The organism is Streptomyces antimicrobicus, assembly GCF_020532625.1.
GTDB classification, from domain to species: Bacteria; Actinomycetota; Actinomycetes; order Streptomycetales; family Streptomycetaceae; genus Streptomyces; species Streptomyces antimicrobicus.
Map to the genome: position 1 here is coordinate 1 of NZ_JAJAUY010000032.1, position 17,395 is coordinate 17,395.

The window sequence follows — 17,395 nt, forward strand, 5'->3', positions numbered from 1 at the left end:
GGCGCCCGAGGCCGGCAGGTCTCGGCGGTTTCCCACCGTCACACGGGACACCGCCCGCCCCGAGGGCGGCGGGCGCGCCGCGCCCGGGGACGCGCCGGCGCCCGCGCGGCAGTGGCCCATGCTCAGCGTGCTGGCCGCCACGGCGATCGGGCTGCTCAGCACCGCCGTCGGGCAGGTCCGGATCGGTTGCCTGGTCATCGGCGTCGCCCTCATGGCCGCCGCCGTACTGCGCCGCGCGATCCCGTCCGTCGGCATGCTCGCCGTACGCTCCCGCTTCACGGACATGATCACGTACGGCGTGCTGGGCGTCGCCATCACCTTGCTGGCCCTGGTCGCCGAGCCCAAGCCGTGGCTGGAGATCCCGTTCCTGGAGGACACCGTCCGCTTCATCGTGCGCTGACCGGCACCGCGACGACCGGCGCAACACCAGCTGGTCGTACGGCCGTCGGAGGGACTTCGCCTTCGAATCCGCGGCCCCGTGTGCCACGCACCACACGGGGGCGGGGATGCGCCCCCTCCGGTGTCCTATAGCCTGACCGCGGATGTCTCTTCACATCAAGATTCACCGGGAAGCGGCGTCCTCCAGCACATGGGGCAGGGACGCCCCACCGCCAGCTGTCTAACGGAGAAGGCCATGACCCGCACTCCCGTGAATGTCACCGTCACCGGCGCCGCCGGCCAGATCGGCTACGCCCTGCTCTTCCGCATCGCCTCCGGCCACCTGCTCGGCGCGGACGTGCCGGTCAGCCTGCGCCTCCTGGAGATCCCGCAGGGCCTGAAGGCCGCCGAGGGCATCGCCATGGAGCTCGACGACTGCGCCTTCCCGCTGCTGCGCGGCATCGAGATCACCGACGACCCGAACGTCGGCTTCGACGGCGCGAACGTCGCCCTGCTCGTCGGCGCCCGCCCGCGCACCAAGGGCATGGAGCGCGGCGACCTGCTCTCGGCCAACGGCGGCATCTTCAAGCCGCAGGGCAAGGCCATCAACGACCACGCCGCGGACGACATCAAGGTCCTGGTCGTGGGCAACCCGGCCAACACCAACGCCCTGATCGCCCAGGCCGCCGCCCCGGACGTACCGGCCGAGCGCTTCACCGCGATGACCCGCCTCGACCACAACCGCGCGATCTCGCAGCTGGCCGCCAAGACCGGTGCCGCCGTCTCCGACATCAAGCGCCTGACCATCTGGGGCAACCACTCCGCCACCCAGTACCCGGACATCTTCCACGCGGAGATCGCCGGCAAGAACGCCGCCGAGGTCGTGAACGACCAGGCGTGGCTCGCGGACGAGTTCATCCCGACCGTCGCCAAGCGCGGCGCGGCCATCATCGAGGCCCGTGGCGCGTCCTCGGCCGCCTCCGCCGCCAACGCGGCCATCGACCACATCCACACCTGGGTCAACGGCACCGCCGAGGGCGACTGGACCTCCATGGGCATCCCGTCGGACGGCTCCTACGGCGTCCCCGAGGGCCTCATCTCCTCCTTCCCGGTCACCTGCAAGGACGGCAAGTACGAGATCGTCCAGGGCCTGGACATCAACGAGTTCTCCCGCGCCCGCATCGACGCCTCCGTCCAGGAGCTCGTCGAGGAGCGCGACGCGGTGCGCGAGCTCGGCCTCATCTGAGCCCGCCACGCCTGCTGTTCCCGGAGCGCCCCGGCCAAACCTGGTCGGGGCGCTTTGGCGCGATTTCGCCTGTCAAGGGCGCATAAGCAAAAACTAAGGTCACCTCGGTGACCGATATTCCCCTTCCTCCCCAGCCGAGCGGCAGCTGGGTCGACCCGCGGGCCGGACGGCCGCCGGTCCACCCCTCCGTGAGCGAGGCGGGCCGGCTCCTGTGCGCCGGCACCTACCTCGACGCGGGCTACCGCGAGCGGGTCGTCGAGGAGCTCTACGTCCACGAGGAGCGCCTGGTCGCCCCCGCGTACGGCTTCGACACCACCCGCGTCCTGGCGCACGCGCTGCGTGCCCGCCGCATGGAACTCGGTTGGGCCGCCGGCATACTCGGCGCCTGGTTCGTGGGCTCGGTGATCACCTCGGGCGTGCTGACGTTCCTGCTGGTCCCGTTCCTGCTGCTGACCCTCGCCCGCTGGCTGCGCGGCCGCGACCTGCCGCTGCTGCGCTTCCTCGGCGTCGTGGTGCGCGTGTACGCCTGGTGGATGCTCGCGGTGATCGTGATCGCCGTGATCGGCATCGGGCTGGCGCTGGGCGGGGCCTTCGGGGACCTGATGGGGGTCGGCGCGCTGTTCCTCACCGACTCCCTGACCGGCTCCTCCGGCTCCGCCGACCCCTTCGCCGGCCCCGGGGGCGGCGGTTCGTCGGGCGGTGGCGGGCTGGCCCTGTGGATGCTCCCGGTCTCCTTCGCGGGCCTGGTCGTCCTGGTCTCCCTCCAGCAGAGCCAGGTCGCCCGCGTCATCACCGGGGAGCTCTCCCGCCACCGGTACGCCGACCAGGCCGGCGACCCGGCCGAGGCGGCGCCCGGCGCCCGGTTCGAGCGGATCCGGCGGCGGATCCGGGCCGAGCAGCACTCGCCGCTCGTCATGTACGACGTCAACGACCCGCTGTGCGGGGCGGGCGAGCCGTTCCACCCGTGGCACCTGTCGGTCGAGCTGCGCCCGCGCGAGGACCTCGGGCCGGACCGCAAGCCGACGCCGGTGACCAACGCGCGGATCGTGGAGCGGATCGTGCCGCTGCTGCAGGCGCTGCGCGTGCCCTCGCCGCACGGCTCCGCGCAGGCGGAGGCGGCCGTGCAGGACCGGCTGCGCGAACTGGTCATCGACGAGTGCGTCTTCGTCCCCGTCGACGGGCTGCCGCACCGCGACTCCGCGCCGCTGAGCCCGCAGTTCTTCGCCGAGCAGCGGGCGGTGGCCGTCGAGGAGGGCGGCGAGCGGCGCCGGCACTTCCTGCGGGTGCGGGTCGGCGGCTGGGACGAGGACCTGGTCGTCACCGTGTTCGTACGGGTCCACACCCAGGGCGGCATGCTGATGCTGGAGGTCGCCCCGCACGTGCTCAACCCGGTGCACGTCCGCTTCTACAACGCCGACGCGGACGCGCACCGCTACCTGAACAACAACGCCCTCGGGCGGGCGGTCTGGGCGCTGGTGCGCACCCCGGCCTCGTTCGGCAGCTCCGTCGCCACGCTCGCCCGCGGGCTGGCGGGCTGGTGGCGGATCGTCACCGGCGGGCACGGCGGGGCGCGGCCGGAGGGGCCGCGGGTGTCGGTGCGGGAGCTGGCCGCGCAGGACAACGGCTCGATCTTCCATCTGATGGATGCCGACCGGTACCTGAAGACGATTCAGGACCGGGTGGTCCACGGGGTGATCCTGGCCCTGCACGAGGCGGGTTGGCACACCGAGGAGTTCGCCCGGCGCAGCGCGATCACCATCGCGAGCGGCGGGACGTACATCCACTCCGTCCACGACAGCGCCTTCAGCGTCGGCGGGACCGGCGCGCAGAACACGACGCACGCGACGAGGGGGAACGAGGGCCGTGGGAAATAACGGGCATGGACACGGTAACGGGCACGGGCACGGCGGCGGGGTGAGCGGGGCCGGTGCCGGGGGCGGTGCCGGGGCCGGTGGTGGCGAGGATCCGGCGGTGCGGATCGGGAACGTCTCCGGCAGCAGCTTCAGCATCGGCGGCAGCGGCCACACCAACACCGTGAACCACTACGGTGCGGGCGCGGCCGCCGCCGCGCCGACCGCGGAGGAGCTGCTGGAGGCGGTGCAGGACCTGCGGGCGGCCCTGGTGCGGCTGCCGCGGAGCACCGACCGGTCGGAGCTGGACGCGGAGCTGGACGAGGCCGCCGGGGACCTGGAGGAGGCGGAGGAGATCCGTCCGGGCGTGGTCGCGCGGCTGCGCGGTGCGCTGGACCGGTGGGCCCCGCTGGTGGAGACCATCGGCGCGGCCGGCACCCTGGCCGGGCTGCTGACGACCCTGGGAGGCTGACGGTGACACCCCCCGGCGAACTCCGCTGGGACACCAGGACCCAGCGCTGGGTCCCGGCGACGGATCCGGACCGGACGGCCCCGGCCTCCCCGGCCGGGCCGGGTGCCGGGGCCGGGCCCGGTGCGGCGGCGTCCGGGCCGGGGCCGTCCGGGCCGGAGTCGTACGGGCCTTCGCCGTCGCGGCCTTCCGGCTCCGGGGCGGAGGGGGGCTCGGCTTCCACGTTGCCTCGTGTGCCGCCGTTGCCGGGGTACGAGCCGACGCTCGGCGGGGTGCCGTACGGGCGGCCGGAGGACCCAGCGGCACCGGTGCCGGTGGTGGTACCGGAGCTGGTTCCGGCGCCGTCCGGTGGGGCGGGGGCGGGGGCAGGGGCGCGGGTGCGGCCCGCCGTGGCCGCGGTCCTGGTGGCGATCGTCGTCGTGGGCGCGGCGACCGGCTGGTGGCTCGCGAACCGCGACGAGCCCGCGCGCGAGTCCCGCGGCACGGTCAGCCCCGGCCCGCCGGAACCCTCCGCGCCCACGGGCGCGCCGGGTTCCGGCGGGCCGGCCGCGAGCGCGTCGTCCCGGAGCCCGGGCCCTGCCACGAGCGGCCCGAGCACGTCCGGGTCGCCCGGTCCCGGCGCGAGCGCCTCGGCCGAGGCGCGGGAGGTCCTGACCGACCCCAAGGGCTTCGTCGTCGCCGTGCCCTCCGGCTGGGAGCGCGAGGAGTCCGGCGGCTCCGTCTTCTACCGCTCGCCCGACCGGACCGCTCTGATCCAGGTGTTCCGGGTCGTCGAACCGGACCTCAGCCCGGTCCAGGCGGTCGAGCGGGCGAGCGCCGACCTGGGCTCCCGTACGCCCCGCTACAAGGAGATCCGGGTCGGCGAGGTCGCGGGCGGGGCAGGCGAGCTCGTCTACGAGTACGACAGCGACGAGTCCCGCGGGCGGCGCCGCGGGGTGGAGCGGGTGCTGGTGGCGCAGGACGGCAACAAGTGGGCCGTCCTGGCGGCCGGCCCGGCCGCCGACTGGCCCCGTACGCAGTCCCGCCACGAGGCGGCCCTGCGGGCGTTCCGCCCAGGGAGCTGACCGGGACTGCTGCCGAGCGGCGCCCGCCTGGTGGGCCCGGTGGTCCCCGTGGTCCCGCTGGGCCCTCTGGTGCGGTGGTCCCGGGTGGTCCCGGGTGGTTCCGGGTGGTTCCGGCGGGCCCGCCGGTCAGAGCTTGTACTGGCCGGGGGTGTAGTGGCCCGGGACCATGCGCGTCGTGACGCCGAAGCGGTTCCACACGTTGATGGTGGCGATCACGGCGATCAGCTGCGCCAGCTCGGCCTCCTCGAAGTGCTTCGCGGCCTTCTCGTACACCTCGTCCGGCACGAACCCGTCCGTGAGGACCGTCACGGCCTCCGTCAGTTCGATCGCCGCGAGTTCCCGCTCCGTGTAGAAGTGGCGCGACTCCTCCCACGCGCCCAGCAGCACGATCCGCTCCACGCTCTCGCCGGCGGCGATCGCGTCCTTGGTGTGCATGTCCAGGCAGAACGCACAGTGGTTCAGCTGCGAGGCGCGGATCTTGACGAGCTCGACCAGGGCCGGGTCCAGGCCCTTCTTGGAGGCGATCTCCAGCGCGACGACGGCCTTGTAGACCTCGGGCGCCAGCTTGGCCAGCTGCATGCGGGGCGTGTGCTCCGCCGCGTGGGCATGGAGGGAGCCGTTCCGGGTGTTGTGCACGTGTTCGTGTGCTTGTGCCTGGTTCGTGGTCATGGACACACCCTAGGGACCGGGCGTCCCACCGATATGGTCCATGTCCATGACGGATTCCTGGGCCACTTTCGGTACCGACCTGCTGCTGGAGCCGGTCCCGGGGCGAGGCCTGCGGGCCGGGCTCGCCGAGGCCCTGCGGGAGGCGGCGCGCAGCGGGCGGCTGGCGCCGGGCACCCGGCTGCCGTCCTCGCGGACGCTGGCCGCGGACCTGGGCATCGCCCGCAACACCGTCGCCGAGGCCTACGCCGAACTGGTCGCCGAGGGCTGGCTGACCGCCCGGCAGGGCTCGGGCACCCGGGTCGCCGAACGGGCCCGGCCGCGCAAGCCGACCGTCCCGGCGCAGGCGCCGGGCGCGAGCCGCCGCCCGTCGGCCGCGCGCGGGCCGTCGTACAGCCTGCGGCCCGGCTCGCCGGACCTCGGCGCGTTCCCGCGCGCGGCCTGGCTGGCGGCGGCCCGGCGGGCGATGGCGATCGCGCCGAACGACGCCTTCGGGTACGGGGACCCGCGCGGCCGGATCGAACTGCGCGAGGCCCTCGCCGGCTATCTGGCGCGGGCGCGCGGGGTGTACGCCGACCCGGAGCAGATCGTGCTGTGCTCGGGCTTCGCGCACGGGCTGGTGCTGGTGGCGCGGATGCTGCGGGCCCGGCGGGTGCGGGAGCTGGCCGTGGAGTCGTACGCGGTGTACGTCCACCGGGGTCTGCTCGCGGACGCCGGGCTGCGGACGGTGCCGCTGGCGCTGGACGGGGCGGGCGCGCGGACGGAGGACCTGGCGGGGCTGTCGGCGGGTGCGGTACTGCTGACGCCCGCGCACCAGTTCCCGACCGGGGTCGCGCTGACGCCCGCGCGGCGGGCGGCGGCCGTGGACTGGGCGCGGACCACCGGAGGGTTGATCGTCGAGGACGACTACGACGGGGAGTTCCGCTACGACCGGCAGCCGGTCGGCGCCCTCCAGGGCCTGGACCCCGACCGGGTGATCTACCTGGGCACCGCGAGCAAGTCCCTGGCCCCGGGCCTGCGGATGGGCTGGATGGTGGTCCCGCCCGGCATGCTGGACGAGGCGCTGGCGGCCAAGGGGCGGGCGGACTGGACCTCCAGCGCGCTGGACCAGCTGACGCTGGCGCAGTTCATCGCGTCGGGCGCGTACGACCGGCACGTGCGCGGGATGCGGCTGCGGTACCGGCGCCGCCGGGACCAGCTGGTCGCGGCGTTGGACGGCCGGGTCGAGGTCTCGGGCATAGCGGCGGGCCTGCACGCCGTCCTGGACCTGCCGCCGGGCACCGAGCGATCGGTGCTCCAGGCGGCGGCCTGGCACGAACTGGCCCTGGACGGCCTGTCGACGTACCGCCACCCGGCCGCCGACCTTCCCCCGCGCGACGCCTTGGTCGTCGGCTACGCGACTCCGTCGGACAGCGCGTGGGGGCCGACGCTGGAGGCGTTGGTGGCGGCGTTGCCTTGAGGGGGCGGGTTCGCGTGGCGAGCCTTGGCCTTGGCGAGCCTTGGCCTTGGCCGGGCGGGGTCGGTGGGGCGGGGTGTCTGACCGCCAGTCCATTGTCCGTGCGGGGCGGTGGCCGGCCTCAAGGGCGCTCCCTGCGGTCGCGTCGCTGCGCGATTCCGCTGCGCTCCACCCTTGACCCCGACCACCGCCCCGCCCAGCCAACAGCCTGGCGGTCAGGCACCCGGAAGGGCGGCAGGGGGGTCCTTGTGCACCCGGGCCCCTGCGGAGACGCCCGGACCCTGCCGTGGCCCGAGCAAGCCGCGCCCTTCGGGCGAAACCCCCTCCGATCGCCTGCCGCGCCCTCCCGGTGGGTGCCGCGCAGCCGCGCCCTCCGGTGACAGGTGTGCGGGCCGCGTGCAGATCGGGGTAAGTGGCGCATATCGGGGGCGGGTGGGAGCGGGATGCGGCGGCTGGATTCCATCGGTCGGTGGGGCGGGCCTAGGCTGTCCGCCAGCACGCCATCAGGGGGAGCCTCGGACATGGACAACAGCAGCAGCACTACGCAGCGCCGGATGCGCTCCGGCGCGGTCGCGCTCGGGGGCATGGGGCTGCTCGCCGCCAGCCTCGTCGCCTGCGGCAGCAGCAAGGAACCGGACAAGCGCTGCGCCGACCGCTCGACGCTGAACCAGCTGTCGATGAAGGAGTGCAAGAGCGGCGGGCGCGGGTCCTACTACTACGGTGGGACCGTGTCGGCCGGGAAGGTGTCCGGCGGGAGCTTCGACAAGTCCGCCGTGCAGCGTGGTGGCATCGGGGGTGGGTCCTCCTCCAGCGGGGGGTGACCGGGTCCCGTGAAGCGTCACACCATCGAGCCGCGCAGCGGCTGGCAGCAGATCGTCGAGCAGCAGGGCGTCATCTACCCGCTCACGCGCTATCCCGACGACAGCCTGCGGCCCTACTGGGACGAGAGCGCCTACTACTCCTTCACCCTGCCCGAGGTCGAGGCGCTGGAGGACGTGGTCGAGGAGTTGCACGCCATGTGCCTGGCCGCGGCCGCGCACATCGTCGCCGAGGACCGGTTCGCCGATCTCGGGATCACCGATCCGCGGCTGCGCGAGGTCGTCGCCGAGTCGTGGCGGCGCAGGGCCGAGCAGCCGTCCCTGTACGGGCGGTTCGACCTGCGTTACGACGGCACCGGGCCGGCCAAGCTGCTGGAGTACAACGCCGACACGCCGACGTCGCTGGTGGAGGCGGCCAGTCCGCAGTGGTTCTGGATGGAGGAGCGCTTCCCCGGCGCCGACCAGTGGAACTCCCTGCACGAGCGCCTCGTCGACGCCTGGCGCCGGCAGGCGGAGCTGCTGCCGCCCGGCCCGGTGCACTTCGTCCACTCCGAGGCGGACGAGCTCGGCGAGGACCTGATGACGGTCGCCTACCTCCAGGAGACCGCCGAGCAGGCGGGGCTGGAGACCGAGGCGCTGACCGTGGAGCGGATCGGCTGGGACCGGCTGTCCGGCCGGTTCGTGGACGAGCGGCTCCGCTTCATCCGCAGCTGCTTCAAGCTGTACCCGTGGGAGTGGCTGGCCGCCGACGAGTTCGGGCCGTACGTGCTCGACACCATCGACCAGGGCGGCGGCACCGGCACCACCTGCTGGATCGAGCCGGCCTGGAAGATGCTGCTGTCCAACAAGGCGCTGCTGGCGGTGCTGTGGGAGCTCTTCCCGGACCATCCGAACCTGCTGCCCGCCTACCTCGACGGGCCGCGCGAGCTCGCGGAGGCCGGCGGGTACGTCGCCAAGCCGCTGCTGGGCCGGGAGGGCGCCGGGGTGAGTCTGCACGAGGTGGGCGGGCAGCCGTACGTGGCCGCGCCGGGTGCGGACCCCGTGTGCTTCCAGGCCCTGGCCCCGCTGCCGGACTTCGACGGCAACCGGGTGGTGCTCGGGGCGTGGGTCGTGGAGGAGGAGGCCGCGGGACTCGGCATCCGGGAGTCGGCGGGGCCGGTCACGGACGAGTACGCCCGGTTCCTGCCCCACGTCATCCTCTGAGGCACCGGCCGGAGCCGGGCCCGCGCAGCCGCCGGGCCGCGGCGGTCGCCGCGGCCCGGCGGGGTGGCCGTCAGCCCAGGACCGCCCGCAGTTGTTCCAGGCCCCAGTCCAGGTCCTCCTTGGTGATGACCAGCGGCGGCGCGATGCGGATCGTGGCGCCGTGGGTGTCCTTCACCAGGACCCCGCGTTCCATCAGCCGCTCCGAGACCTCCCGGCCGGTGCCGTGCCCGGGGGCGATGTCCACGCCGGCCCACAGGCCCCGGCCCCGTACGGCGGTCACCGCGCCCGCGCCGACCAGCATGTTCAGTTCGTGGTGGAGGTGCTCGCCGAGCTCGGCGGCGCGCTGCTGGTACTCGCCGGTGCGCAGCATCGCGATGACCTCCAGGGCGACCGCGCAGGCCAGCGGGTTGCCGCCGAAGGTGGAGCCGTGCTCGCCGGGCCGGAAGACGCCGAGCACGTCGCGGTCGCCGACCACGGCCGAGACCGGGACCACGCCGCCGCCGAGGGCCTTGCCGAGGATGTAGAGGTCGGGGACGACGCCCTCGTGCTCGCAGGCGAACGTCTTCCCCGTGCGACCGAGGCCGGACTGGATCTCGTCGGCCATGAACAGCACGTTCCGAGTGCGGGTCAGCTCGCGTACGGCGCGCAGGTATCCGGCGGGCGGGACGAGGACGCCGGCCTCGCCCTGGATGGGCTCCAGCAGGACGGCCACGGTGTTCGCGGTGACCGCGGCCTCCATCGCCGTCAGGTCGCCGTAGGGGACGATCTCGAAGCCGGGGGTGTAGGGGCCGTAGTGGTCGCGGGCCTCGTGGTCGGTGGAGAACGAGACGATGGTGGTGGTGCGGCCGTGGAAGTTGTTCGCCGCGACGACGATCTTGGCCTGGCCGTCGGGGACGCCCTTGACCTCGTACCCCCACTTGCGCGCGGTCTTGACCGCCGTCTCGACGGCCTCGGCGCCGGTGTTCATCGGCAGCACCATCTCCTTGCCGCACAGCGCGGCCAGCTCGGCGCAGAACGCGGCGAACCGGTCGTGGTGGAAGGCGCGGGAGGTGAGGGTGACGCGCTCCAGCTGCGCTCTGGCGGCGTCGATCAGCCGGCGGTTGCCGTGGCCGAAATTCAGTGCGGAGTACCCGGCGAGCATGTCGAGGTAGCGCTTGCCCTCGACGTCCGTCATCCACGCGCCCTCCGCCGTCGCGACGACCACGGGGAGCGGATGGTAGTTGTGCGCGCTGTGCTCCTCCGCGGAACGGATGGCGGCTGCTGTGGCGTGCGCTGTAGTCGACACGGGGTCTCCGTTTCGTCCGTCCTGGCCCATGAGTGACGAGGGTGACGTCACTTCTATCGTCGCTCGGATACCGGACGGGGAAACCTTCCCCGTGACACGGCCGCTAAGGTGAGGGGTACGCGCGGCGACTGGCGTACGGGGAACGAACTCCGGGGGAGCCGTGTGCGTTCAGCCGCAACGCATCGGCCGCCCGCCTGGGCCTGTCGCGGGGTACGACATTCGACCTCGACCCCGACAGGAGCCGCCGTGACCGCGCACCGTCATCCCGCCCTCGCCGCCACCGACCCCGAACTCGCCGGCCTGGTGGCCGCCGAGGAGCGCCTCCAGGCCGACACCCTGCGCCTGATCCCCAGTGAGAACTACGTCTCCGCCGCCGTGCTGGAGGCCTCCGGCACCGTCCTGCAGAACAAGTACAGCGAGGGCTACCCGGGCCGGCGCTACTACGAGGGCCAGCAGAACATCGACCGGATCGAGGCGCTGGCGGTGGAGCGCGCCAAGGGCCTGTTCGGCGTGGACCACGCCAACGTCCAGCCGTACTCGGGCTCGCCCGCCAACCTGGCCGTCTACCTCGCCTTCGCCCGGCCCGGCGACACGGTGATGGGCATGGCGCTGCCGATGGGCGGCCACCTCACGCACGGCTGGGGTGTCTCGGCGACGGGCTCGTGGTTCCGCGGCGTGCAGTACGGCGTCCGCGCGGACACCGGCCTGATCGACTACGACGCCGTGCGCGAGCTGGCGCTGGCCGAGCGGCCGAAGATCCTGTTCTGCGGCGGCACGGCCCTGCCCCGGACCATCGACTTCGCCGCCTTCGCCGAGATCGCCCGCGAGGCGGGCTCGGTGCTGGTCGCGGACGTCGCCCACATCGCGGGCCTGATCGCGGGCGGCGCGCACCCCTCGCCGGTGCCGCACGCGGACGTCGTCTCCACCACCACCCACAAGACGCTGCGCGGCCCGCGCGGCGCGATGCTGATGTGCCGCGAGGAGCACGCGAAGGCCATCGACAAGGCGGTCTTCCCGGGCCTGCAGGGCGGCCCGCACAACCAGACCACGGCGGGGATCGCGGTCGCCCTTCAGGAGGCGGCGCAGCCCGCCTTCACCACGTACGCCCACGCGGTGGTGGCCAACGCGAGGGCGCTGGCGCAGGAGCTGCTGGCGCGCGGCCTGGACCTGGTCTCGGGCGGCACCGACAACCACCTGATCCTCATCGACCTCACCGGCCAGGACGTGCCGGGCAAGGTCGCCGCGAAGGCACTGGACCGGGCCGGGATCGTGGTCAACTACAACACCGTGCCGTTCGACCCGCGCAAGCCCTTCGACCCGTCGGGCATCCGGATCGGCACGCCGTCGCTGACCTCCCGGGGTCTGACCACCGCGCACATGCCGGTGGTCGCGGAGTGGATCGCGCGGGCGGTGGCCGCGGCCCGCACCGGCGACGAGGGTGCCCTCGCGGTGATCCGCAAGGAGGTCGGCGACCTCATGGCGCAGTACCCGGCGCCCGGCCTGCCGCAGGCGTAAGCGGTCGCTCGGCCGGGGCACTATCCGGCCGCGCGGCTACTGTCCGGTACGTGGGCACCGCCCGCCCCTGGTGGGGCGGGCGGTGTGATCCGGGCCTCACCGGTGCGGGGAAGTGGCGTCCTTCCGGCCAGCGCGGATCCGGCACAGCCGTCGCACCTGCGAGAATGGCCCCATGGCCTTCGACCGCCCTCCCGTCACCCACCCCCGCCCTGAATCGGGGCGCCCCGCGCCGCAGCGCCGCCCGCGAGCGCTCTCCGGTATCCAGCCCACCTCCGGTTCGTTCCACCTCGGGAACTACCTCGGAGCCATCCGCCAGTACGTCGCCCTGCAGGAGACGCACGACTCCTTCTACATGGTGGTCGACCTGCACGCGATCACCGTGCCGCAGGACCCGAAGGACCTGCGCGCGAACACCCGGCTCTCGGTCGCGCAGCTGCTCGCGGCCGGCCTGGACCCCGAGCGGTGCACCCTCTTCGTGCAGAGCCACGTCCCCGAGCACGCGCAGCTCGGCTGGGTGATGAACTGCCTCACCGGATTCGGTGAGGCCAGCCGGATGACCCAGTTCAAGGACAAGTCCGCCAAGCAGGGCGCGAACAACGCCACGGTCGGCCTGTTCACGTACCCGATCCTGCAGGTCGCCGACATCCTGCTCTACCAGGCCGACTCCGTGCCGGTGGGCGAGGACCAGCGCCAGCACATCGAGCTGACCCGGGACCTCGCCGAGCGCTTCAACCAGCGCTACGGGCGGACCTTCACCGTCCCGGCGCCGCACATCGTCAAGGAGGTCGCCAAGATCTACGACCTCCAGGACCCGACGGCCAAGATGTCGAAGTCGGCGGCCACCCCCAAGGGCCTGATCAACCTCCTCGACGAGGCCAAGGTCAGCGAGAAGAAGATCAAGAGCGCGGTCACCGACACCGAGGCCGAGATCCGCTTCGACCCCGAGCACAAGCCCGGTGTCAGCAACCTGCTCACGATCTACTCCACCCTTACGGGGGAGAGCATCGCGGCCCTGGAGCAGAAGTACACCGGCCAGGGCTACGGCGCGCTCAAGACGGACCTCGCCGGTGTCGTGGTCGACTTCGTCACACCGTTCCGCCGGCGCACCCAGGAGTTCCTGGACGACCCGGAGACGCTGGACTCCATCCTGGCCAAGGGCGCGGAGAAGGCCCGTGCCGTGGCCGCGGAGACGCTCGCGCAGGCCTACGACCGGCTCGGTCTGCTGCCCGCCAAGCACTGACCACCTGCGCCACTGGCCGACCGGGGGGTGCTGCCCCCACACTGGGGGTCGGCACGTGAACCGCGCAGGCCACCGACTTCACCGAGGAGACATCCGTGGGGACCGTAACGCTCGGCGTTTCGATCGCGGTCCCGGAGCCGTACGGCAGCCAGCTCCAGCAGCGGCGGGCCGGCTTCGGGGACGAGGCCGCGCACGGCATCCCCACGCATGTCACCCTGGTGCCGCCGACCGAGGTGGACGCCGAGCGGCTCCCGGAGATCCGGGCGCACCTGGCGGAGGTCGCGGCGGGCTTCCGGGCCTTCCCGATGCGGCTGGCCGGCACCGGCACCTTCCGTCCGCTCTCGCCCGTGGTCTTCGTCCAGGTGGTCGAGGGCGCGGCGGGCTGCACCCGGCTCCAGGGCCGGGTCCGCGACCCGCGGGGGCCGCTGGACCGGGAGCTGGCCTTCCCGTACCACCCGCACGTCACGGTCGCCCACGGGATCTCCGAGGAGGCGATGGACGTGGCGTTCGAGGCGCTCGCCGACTACACGGCGGAGTGGGTGTGCGAGGGCTTCGCGCTCTACGAGCAGGGCTCGGACGGGGTCTGGCGCAAGTTGCGTGAATACCCTTTCGGGACGGGCGCCGCGAGCGTGCCGGCGCAGCCCGGCGCGCCGGCGGACGAGACGGCCCTGCGCCGTCCCTGACGCAGGGCCCTCCGGGCGGCCAGGGCGCTGTAGTGGAGCCTGCGCTGGACCAGGTCTCGAAAAGTCACAGTGGACGACCGTAGCGCCCGAAGCGGACAATCCCGGCTATTTCCGGCACCTCACATTACGGTGACTCCATGGACTGGCTGACGCGGCTCCCGGTGATCGGGCCGCTCGTGACCCGGCTGATGCGCACCCATGCCTGGCGTTCGTTCGAGCGCCTGGAACGCGTCCACTGGAGCAGGCTCGCCGCCGCCGTCACGTTCATCAGCTTCCTCGCGCTCTTCCCGCTGATCACCGTCGCCGCCGCGATCGGTGCGAGCCTGCTGAGCCAGGAGCAGCTGGACACCCTGCAAAAGCGCCTCGCCGAGCAGGTGCCCGGCATCTCCGACCAGCTGGACCTCGGCTCGCTGGTCTCCAACGCCGCCACCGTCGGCCTGGTCGCCGGCGCCCTGCTGCTGTTCACCGGCATCGGCTGGGTCGGCTCGATGCGCGACTGCCTGCGTGCGGTGTGGGAGAAGGACGACGAGGACGACGGCAACCCCGTCGTGCGCAAGGGCAAGGACGCGCTGGTGCTGTTCGGCCTCGGCGCGGCCGGACTGGCCTCCGCGGCCGCCTCGACCGTCGGCTCCAGCGCCGTCGGCCGGCTCGGCAGCTGGCTGGGCATCCCCCAGCAGGGCGCCGGCGGGCTGCTGCTGCGGGGCGGTGCCTTCGCCGTCGGGGTGCTGGCCGCGTTCCTGCTGCTGCTCTACCTGCTGACGCTGCTGCCGGGCGTCGAGCCGCCCCGGCGCCGTCTGCTCCAGGCGGCGCTGCTCGGCGCGGTCGGCTTCGAACTGCTGAAACTGCTGCTCAGCGGCTACATCCAGGGGGTCGCCGCGAAGAGCATGTACGGGGCCTTCGGCGTCCCCGTCGCCCTGCTGCTGTGGATCAACCTGACCGCGAAGCTGCTGCTGTACTGCGCGGCCTGGACGGCGACGGGGAAGGCCGAGGACGAACCGGTCAGTCCGTCGGGGGCGGCGTCCGCCGGCTCCGCGCGCCACGCGGCCACCGCCGGTTGACCACGAACGCGCCGGCGGCGAGCACGGCCACGGCGCCGCCCGCGATGCCCAGCGCCGTCCCCAGGCCCCCGGTGTGGGCGGCGGCGGCCGACACGTTGTTCTCGTGGGACTCGGCCGGGGAGCCGTAGGGGCTGGTGTCGGAGCCCTTCGGCGGCACCAGCTCACCGACCGGCTTCACCTTCCCCGCCGCCTCGAAACCCCAGTCGAGCAGGGCGGCGGTCTCGTTGTAGACCGGGTTCGCGCCGCCCGCGCTCGGGTTCATGACCGTCACCAGCAGCTTGCGGTCGCCGCGCTGGGCGACCCCGGTGAAGGTGGAGCCGGCCATCGAGGTGTTGCCGTTCTTCACCCCCGCGATGCCCTTGTACGGGGCGACCCCGCCGGCGCCCGTCATCAGCCGGTTGGTGTTCTGGATCTCGAAGGTGTCGCGCGGCCTGCCGGGCACCTGGTCGCCGGGGAAGGCCGCGGTCGCCGTGCCGCAGTACTCCCGGAAGTCCTTCTTCTGCAGCCCGGAGCGGGCGAAGAGGGTCAGGTCGTAGGCGCTGGAGACCTGGTCGGCGGCGTCGTAGCCGTCGGGGGAGACCACATGGGTGTCCAGGGCCTGGAGCTCCTCGGCGTGCGCCTGCATGTCCTTGACGGTCTTGTCGATCCCGCCGTTCATCGCGGAGAGCACATGGACGGCGTCGTTGCCGGAGCGCAGGAAGACCCCCAGCCACAGGTCGTGGACGGAGTACTCCATGTCCTCCTTGACCCCGACCAGGCTGCTCCCGGCTCCGACCCCCTCCAGGTCCTGCGGGGTGACCTTGTGGACCTTGTTCTTGGGGAGGGTCGGCAGGACGGTGTCCGCGAACAGCATCTTCAAGGTGGAGGCCGGAGGCAGCTTCCAGTGCGCGTTGTGCGCGGCGAGCACCTCACCGGACTCGGCGTCCGCCACGATCCACGAACGTCCCGTCAGGTTGGACGGCAGGGCGGGCGCGCCGGGCAGCAGGTTGACCTGGGTGCCGGGCTGCCCCAGCCGGGCGCCGCCGACCGTGGACATCTTCGCGGGCGGCTCCGCGGGCAGCTTGGCGGGCGCGCCGGGCTTGTTGTCGTCGTCGGCGTGCGCGGGAGCGGCCAGCAGGGCGGGGAGCAGCAGCGCGGCGGACACGGCCGTCAGCGCGGACTTTTTTGCAGACACGCAGGTGAACGTACATCGCCTTGTCATATTTATCGTGACGCTTGGGCCAACCCGCCGATACCACCGCCGGGACAGCCCACCCCGGCGCGTCCGTCCCGGGGACGGAACCGATACTGAGGGCATGAGACTCGGCCGATCCGCCTCCTGGTTCCTGCTCGCGTTCGGAGTGTGGAGCTGGTTCATCTGGATCACTTTCGTCCGCAACCTGGTGAAGGACGCGAGTGGCCTGGCGTTCGAGGACGGTGAACCCACCGCCTACTTCTGGGTCCACCTCGCGCTCGCCGTGACCTCCTTTCTCCTGGGGACGGCCATCGGAGTGATCGGGTTGCGCGGCGTCAGGGCGCTGCGGCGCGCGTCACGCGACGGCGGCCCGGGGGACCACCGATGACCGTCGTGCTCGTCGTCGTCGTGGTCCTGCTGGTGCTGGCCCTGTTCGCGCTGGTGCACCGCTGGCTGTGGACACGGCTCGTGCGCGACACCACCGCCCCGGGCTCGCGGGTGCGGCGGGTGCTGACCGCCGCCGCGTTCGCGCTGCCCCTGCTGTCGCTGGCCGCGCTGGTCGTGGGCCGGGCCGGAGCGCCGTTCTGGCTCCAGCAGGCCGTGTCCTGGCCGCAGCTCCGGGTACTGCTCCTCCAGGGCCTCAAGGGAGCGCAGCAGCTTGTCGAACTCGGCGTCGCTGATGACCGGCTGGTCCTTGACGTAGTATCGGAAGCGGCAGCGGGCGCAGGGTGTGCTGCCGCCAGGAGCGCCAACCGAGCCAGGCGGCGACCATCACGGCGGTGGGGCCGCGCTGTCCCAGGACGACGAGGTAGTCGAGGAACGCGTGCAGCTGCGGCCACTGCTCGTACGGCCGGAAGAACATGATCTGCCAGTCGAGCCGGACCAGCCAGGAGGTGGTCAGTACGGCCACCACGATCGCCGAATAGAAGGCGAGCGTGGCACCGAGCAGCACGACACGGTGCCGGCTCATCTGCGGCGTTTGCAGATGAGCCGGTCGTTGGGGTTCACGGTCCAGCCGGGCGAAGACCCGCTCCAGACGGGTGAAGATTTGATCGGTACGCACTCAATCGACGTTACCGCGAGCTGGTGGGCGGGCCGGTCGAATCGCCGGGGTTGTGATGACCATGTGATGTGGAGTTGGTCTCATTCGGGGGCTATTCCCGAGAATCCGGCGGGAGTTCGGGGAGTGGTGGGGGTGGTCGCCGGAATGGGGTTCGGGTGTTTATCCGGGCTTCACGGCAGGTGCCTGAATTTCCTTTCCGGGGGCCGTGAATGCGATCGGAATTGATT

General features: G+C 72.8%; 16 protein-coding genes, 2 pseudogenes and 1 riboswitch. Of the genes and pseudogenes, 13 read left to right on the forward strand and 5 right to left on the reverse strand.

The genetic code is table 11. The annotated features are described in order from the left end of the window. The 5 genes from LG632_RS11240 to LG632_RS11260 form a co-directional block, all read left to right on the forward strand. A partial coding sequence (locus LG632_RS11240; protein ID WP_226726822.1) for a DUF3017 domain-containing protein occupies window positions 1-400 on the forward strand: 400 nt, incomplete at its 5' end. A 234-nt stretch (window positions 401-634) separates the two neighbouring features. Then, window positions 635-1,624, forward strand: a complete 990-nt coding sequence (locus LG632_RS11245; protein WP_226726823.1) for a malate dehydrogenase — start codon at window positions 635-637, stop codon at window positions 1,622-1,624. Window positions 1,625-1,731: 107 nt separating this feature from the next. Next, window positions 1,732-3,498 (forward strand): AbeC-like domain-containing protein, encoded by a 1,767-nt coding sequence (locus LG632_RS11250; protein WP_226726824.1) that lies wholly within the window; start codon window positions 1,732-1,734, stop codon window positions 3,496-3,498. A 97-nt stretch (window positions 3,499-3,595) separates the two neighbouring features. Then, window positions 3,596-3,946 (forward strand): hypothetical protein, encoded by a 351-nt coding sequence (locus LG632_RS11255; RefSeq protein WP_226726825.1) that lies wholly within the window; start codon window positions 3,596-3,598, stop codon window positions 3,944-3,946. Between the two features lie 374 nt (window positions 3,947-4,320). After that, complete coding sequence (locus LG632_RS11260; RefSeq protein WP_226726826.1) at window positions 4,321-5,007, forward strand: serine/threonine kinase C-terminal domain-containing protein; 687 nt, start codon at window positions 4,321-4,323, stop codon at window positions 5,005-5,007. A gap of 126 nt (window positions 5,008-5,133) precedes the next feature. Here the strand turns inward: LG632_RS11260 and LG632_RS11265 are convergent, their stop codons facing one another. Next, the gene (locus LG632_RS11265; protein WP_374203454.1) at window positions 5,134-5,676 is read right to left on the reverse strand and encodes a carboxymuconolactone decarboxylase family protein; all 543 of its coding nucleotides are present in this window, start codon (window positions 5,674-5,676) and stop codon (window positions 5,134-5,136) included. 46 nt (window positions 5,677-5,722) lie between these two features. Here LG632_RS11265 and pdxR point away from each other — a divergent pair, with 46 nt between their 5' ends. From pdxR to LG632_RS11280, 3 genes are all read left to right on the forward strand, one after another. After that, window positions 5,723-7,132 carry a MocR-like pyridoxine biosynthesis transcription factor PdxR gene (pdxR, locus tag LG632_RS11270; protein ID WP_226726827.1) on the forward strand — a complete coding sequence of 470 codons (1,410 nt, stop codon included), beginning with the start codon at window positions 5,723-5,725 and terminating at the stop codon, window positions 7,130-7,132. A gap of 518 nt (window positions 7,133-7,650) precedes the next feature. Further along, window positions 7,651-7,950 carry a hypothetical protein gene (locus tag LG632_RS11275; RefSeq protein ID WP_226726828.1) on the forward strand — a complete coding sequence of 100 codons (300 nt, stop codon included), beginning with the start codon at window positions 7,651-7,653 and terminating at the stop codon, window positions 7,948-7,950. Window positions 7,951-7,959: 9 nt separating this feature from the next. After that, window positions 7,960-9,150: a glutathionylspermidine synthase family protein gene (locus LG632_RS11280; protein ID WP_226726829.1), complete on the forward strand. Its 1,191-nt coding sequence runs from the start codon at window positions 7,960-7,962 to the stop codon at window positions 9,148-9,150. A 70-nt stretch (window positions 9,151-9,220) separates the two neighbouring features. Here LG632_RS11280 and rocD read toward each other — a convergent pair whose 3' ends face one another. Beyond that, complete coding sequence (gene rocD / locus LG632_RS11285) at window positions 9,221-10,465, reverse strand: ornithine--oxo-acid transaminase (RefSeq protein ID WP_264201671.1); 1,245 nt, start codon at window positions 10,463-10,465, stop codon at window positions 9,221-9,223. A gap of 84 nt (window positions 10,466-10,549) precedes the next feature. Continuing rightward, window positions 10,550-10,642, forward strand: a riboswitch (ZMP/ZTP riboswitch). Window positions 10,643-10,681: 39 nt separating this feature from the next. Between rocD and glyA the strand changes: the two genes are divergently transcribed. The 4 genes from glyA to LG632_RS11305 all read left to right on the forward strand — a co-directional run bounded on the left by glyA (window position 10,682) and on the right by LG632_RS11305 (window position 14,931). Continuing rightward, window positions 10,682-11,950 carry a serine hydroxymethyltransferase gene (gene glyA / locus LG632_RS11290; RefSeq protein WP_226726831.1) on the forward strand — a complete coding sequence of 423 codons (1,269 nt, stop codon included), beginning with the start codon at window positions 10,682-10,684 and terminating at the stop codon, window positions 11,948-11,950. A 172-nt stretch (window positions 11,951-12,122) separates the two neighbouring features. Continuing rightward, window positions 12,123-13,190, forward strand: coding sequence for a tryptophan--tRNA ligase (trpS, locus tag LG632_RS11295; RefSeq protein WP_226726832.1), 1,068 nt, complete (start codon window positions 12,123-12,125; stop codon window positions 13,188-13,190). 95 nt (window positions 13,191-13,285) lie between these two features. Beyond that, the gene (locus LG632_RS11300) at window positions 13,286-13,873 is read left to right on the forward strand and encodes a 2'-5' RNA ligase family protein (protein ID WP_226726833.1); all 588 of its coding nucleotides are present in this window, start codon (window positions 13,286-13,288) and stop codon (window positions 13,871-13,873) included. Window positions 13,874-14,010: 137 nt separating this feature from the next. Then, window positions 14,011-14,931, forward strand: coding sequence for a YihY/virulence factor BrkB family protein (locus tag LG632_RS11305; RefSeq protein ID WP_226726834.1), 921 nt, complete (start codon window positions 14,011-14,013; stop codon window positions 14,929-14,931). Here LG632_RS11305 and LG632_RS11310 read toward each other — a convergent pair. Further along, window positions 14,873-16,105, reverse strand: a complete 1,233-nt coding sequence (locus LG632_RS11310) for a D-alanyl-D-alanine carboxypeptidase family protein (RefSeq protein ID WP_226726835.1) — start codon at window positions 16,103-16,105, stop codon at window positions 14,873-14,875. The genes LG632_RS11305 and LG632_RS11310 overlap by 59 nt on opposite strands. Before the next feature lie 121 nt (window positions 16,106-16,226). Between LG632_RS11310 and LG632_RS11315 the strand changes: the two genes are divergently transcribed. Next, window positions 16,227-16,493, forward strand: coding sequence for an SCO4848 family membrane protein (locus LG632_RS11315; RefSeq protein WP_226726836.1), 267 nt, complete (start codon window positions 16,227-16,229; stop codon window positions 16,491-16,493). A gap of 221 nt (window positions 16,494-16,714) precedes the next feature. On the opposite strand, the pseudogene LG632_RS30720 reads toward LG632_RS11315, so the two are convergent. Beyond that, window positions 16,715-16,819: pseudogene (locus LG632_RS30720) on the reverse strand (DNA ligase LigA-related protein); the annotation flags it as partial. A 1-nt stretch (window position 16,820) separates the two neighbouring features. Further along, a pseudogene (locus LG632_RS11330) lies at window positions 16,821-17,153 on the reverse strand (phosphatase PAP2 family protein); the annotation flags it as partial. Window positions 17,154-17,395 lie beyond the last annotated feature (242 nt).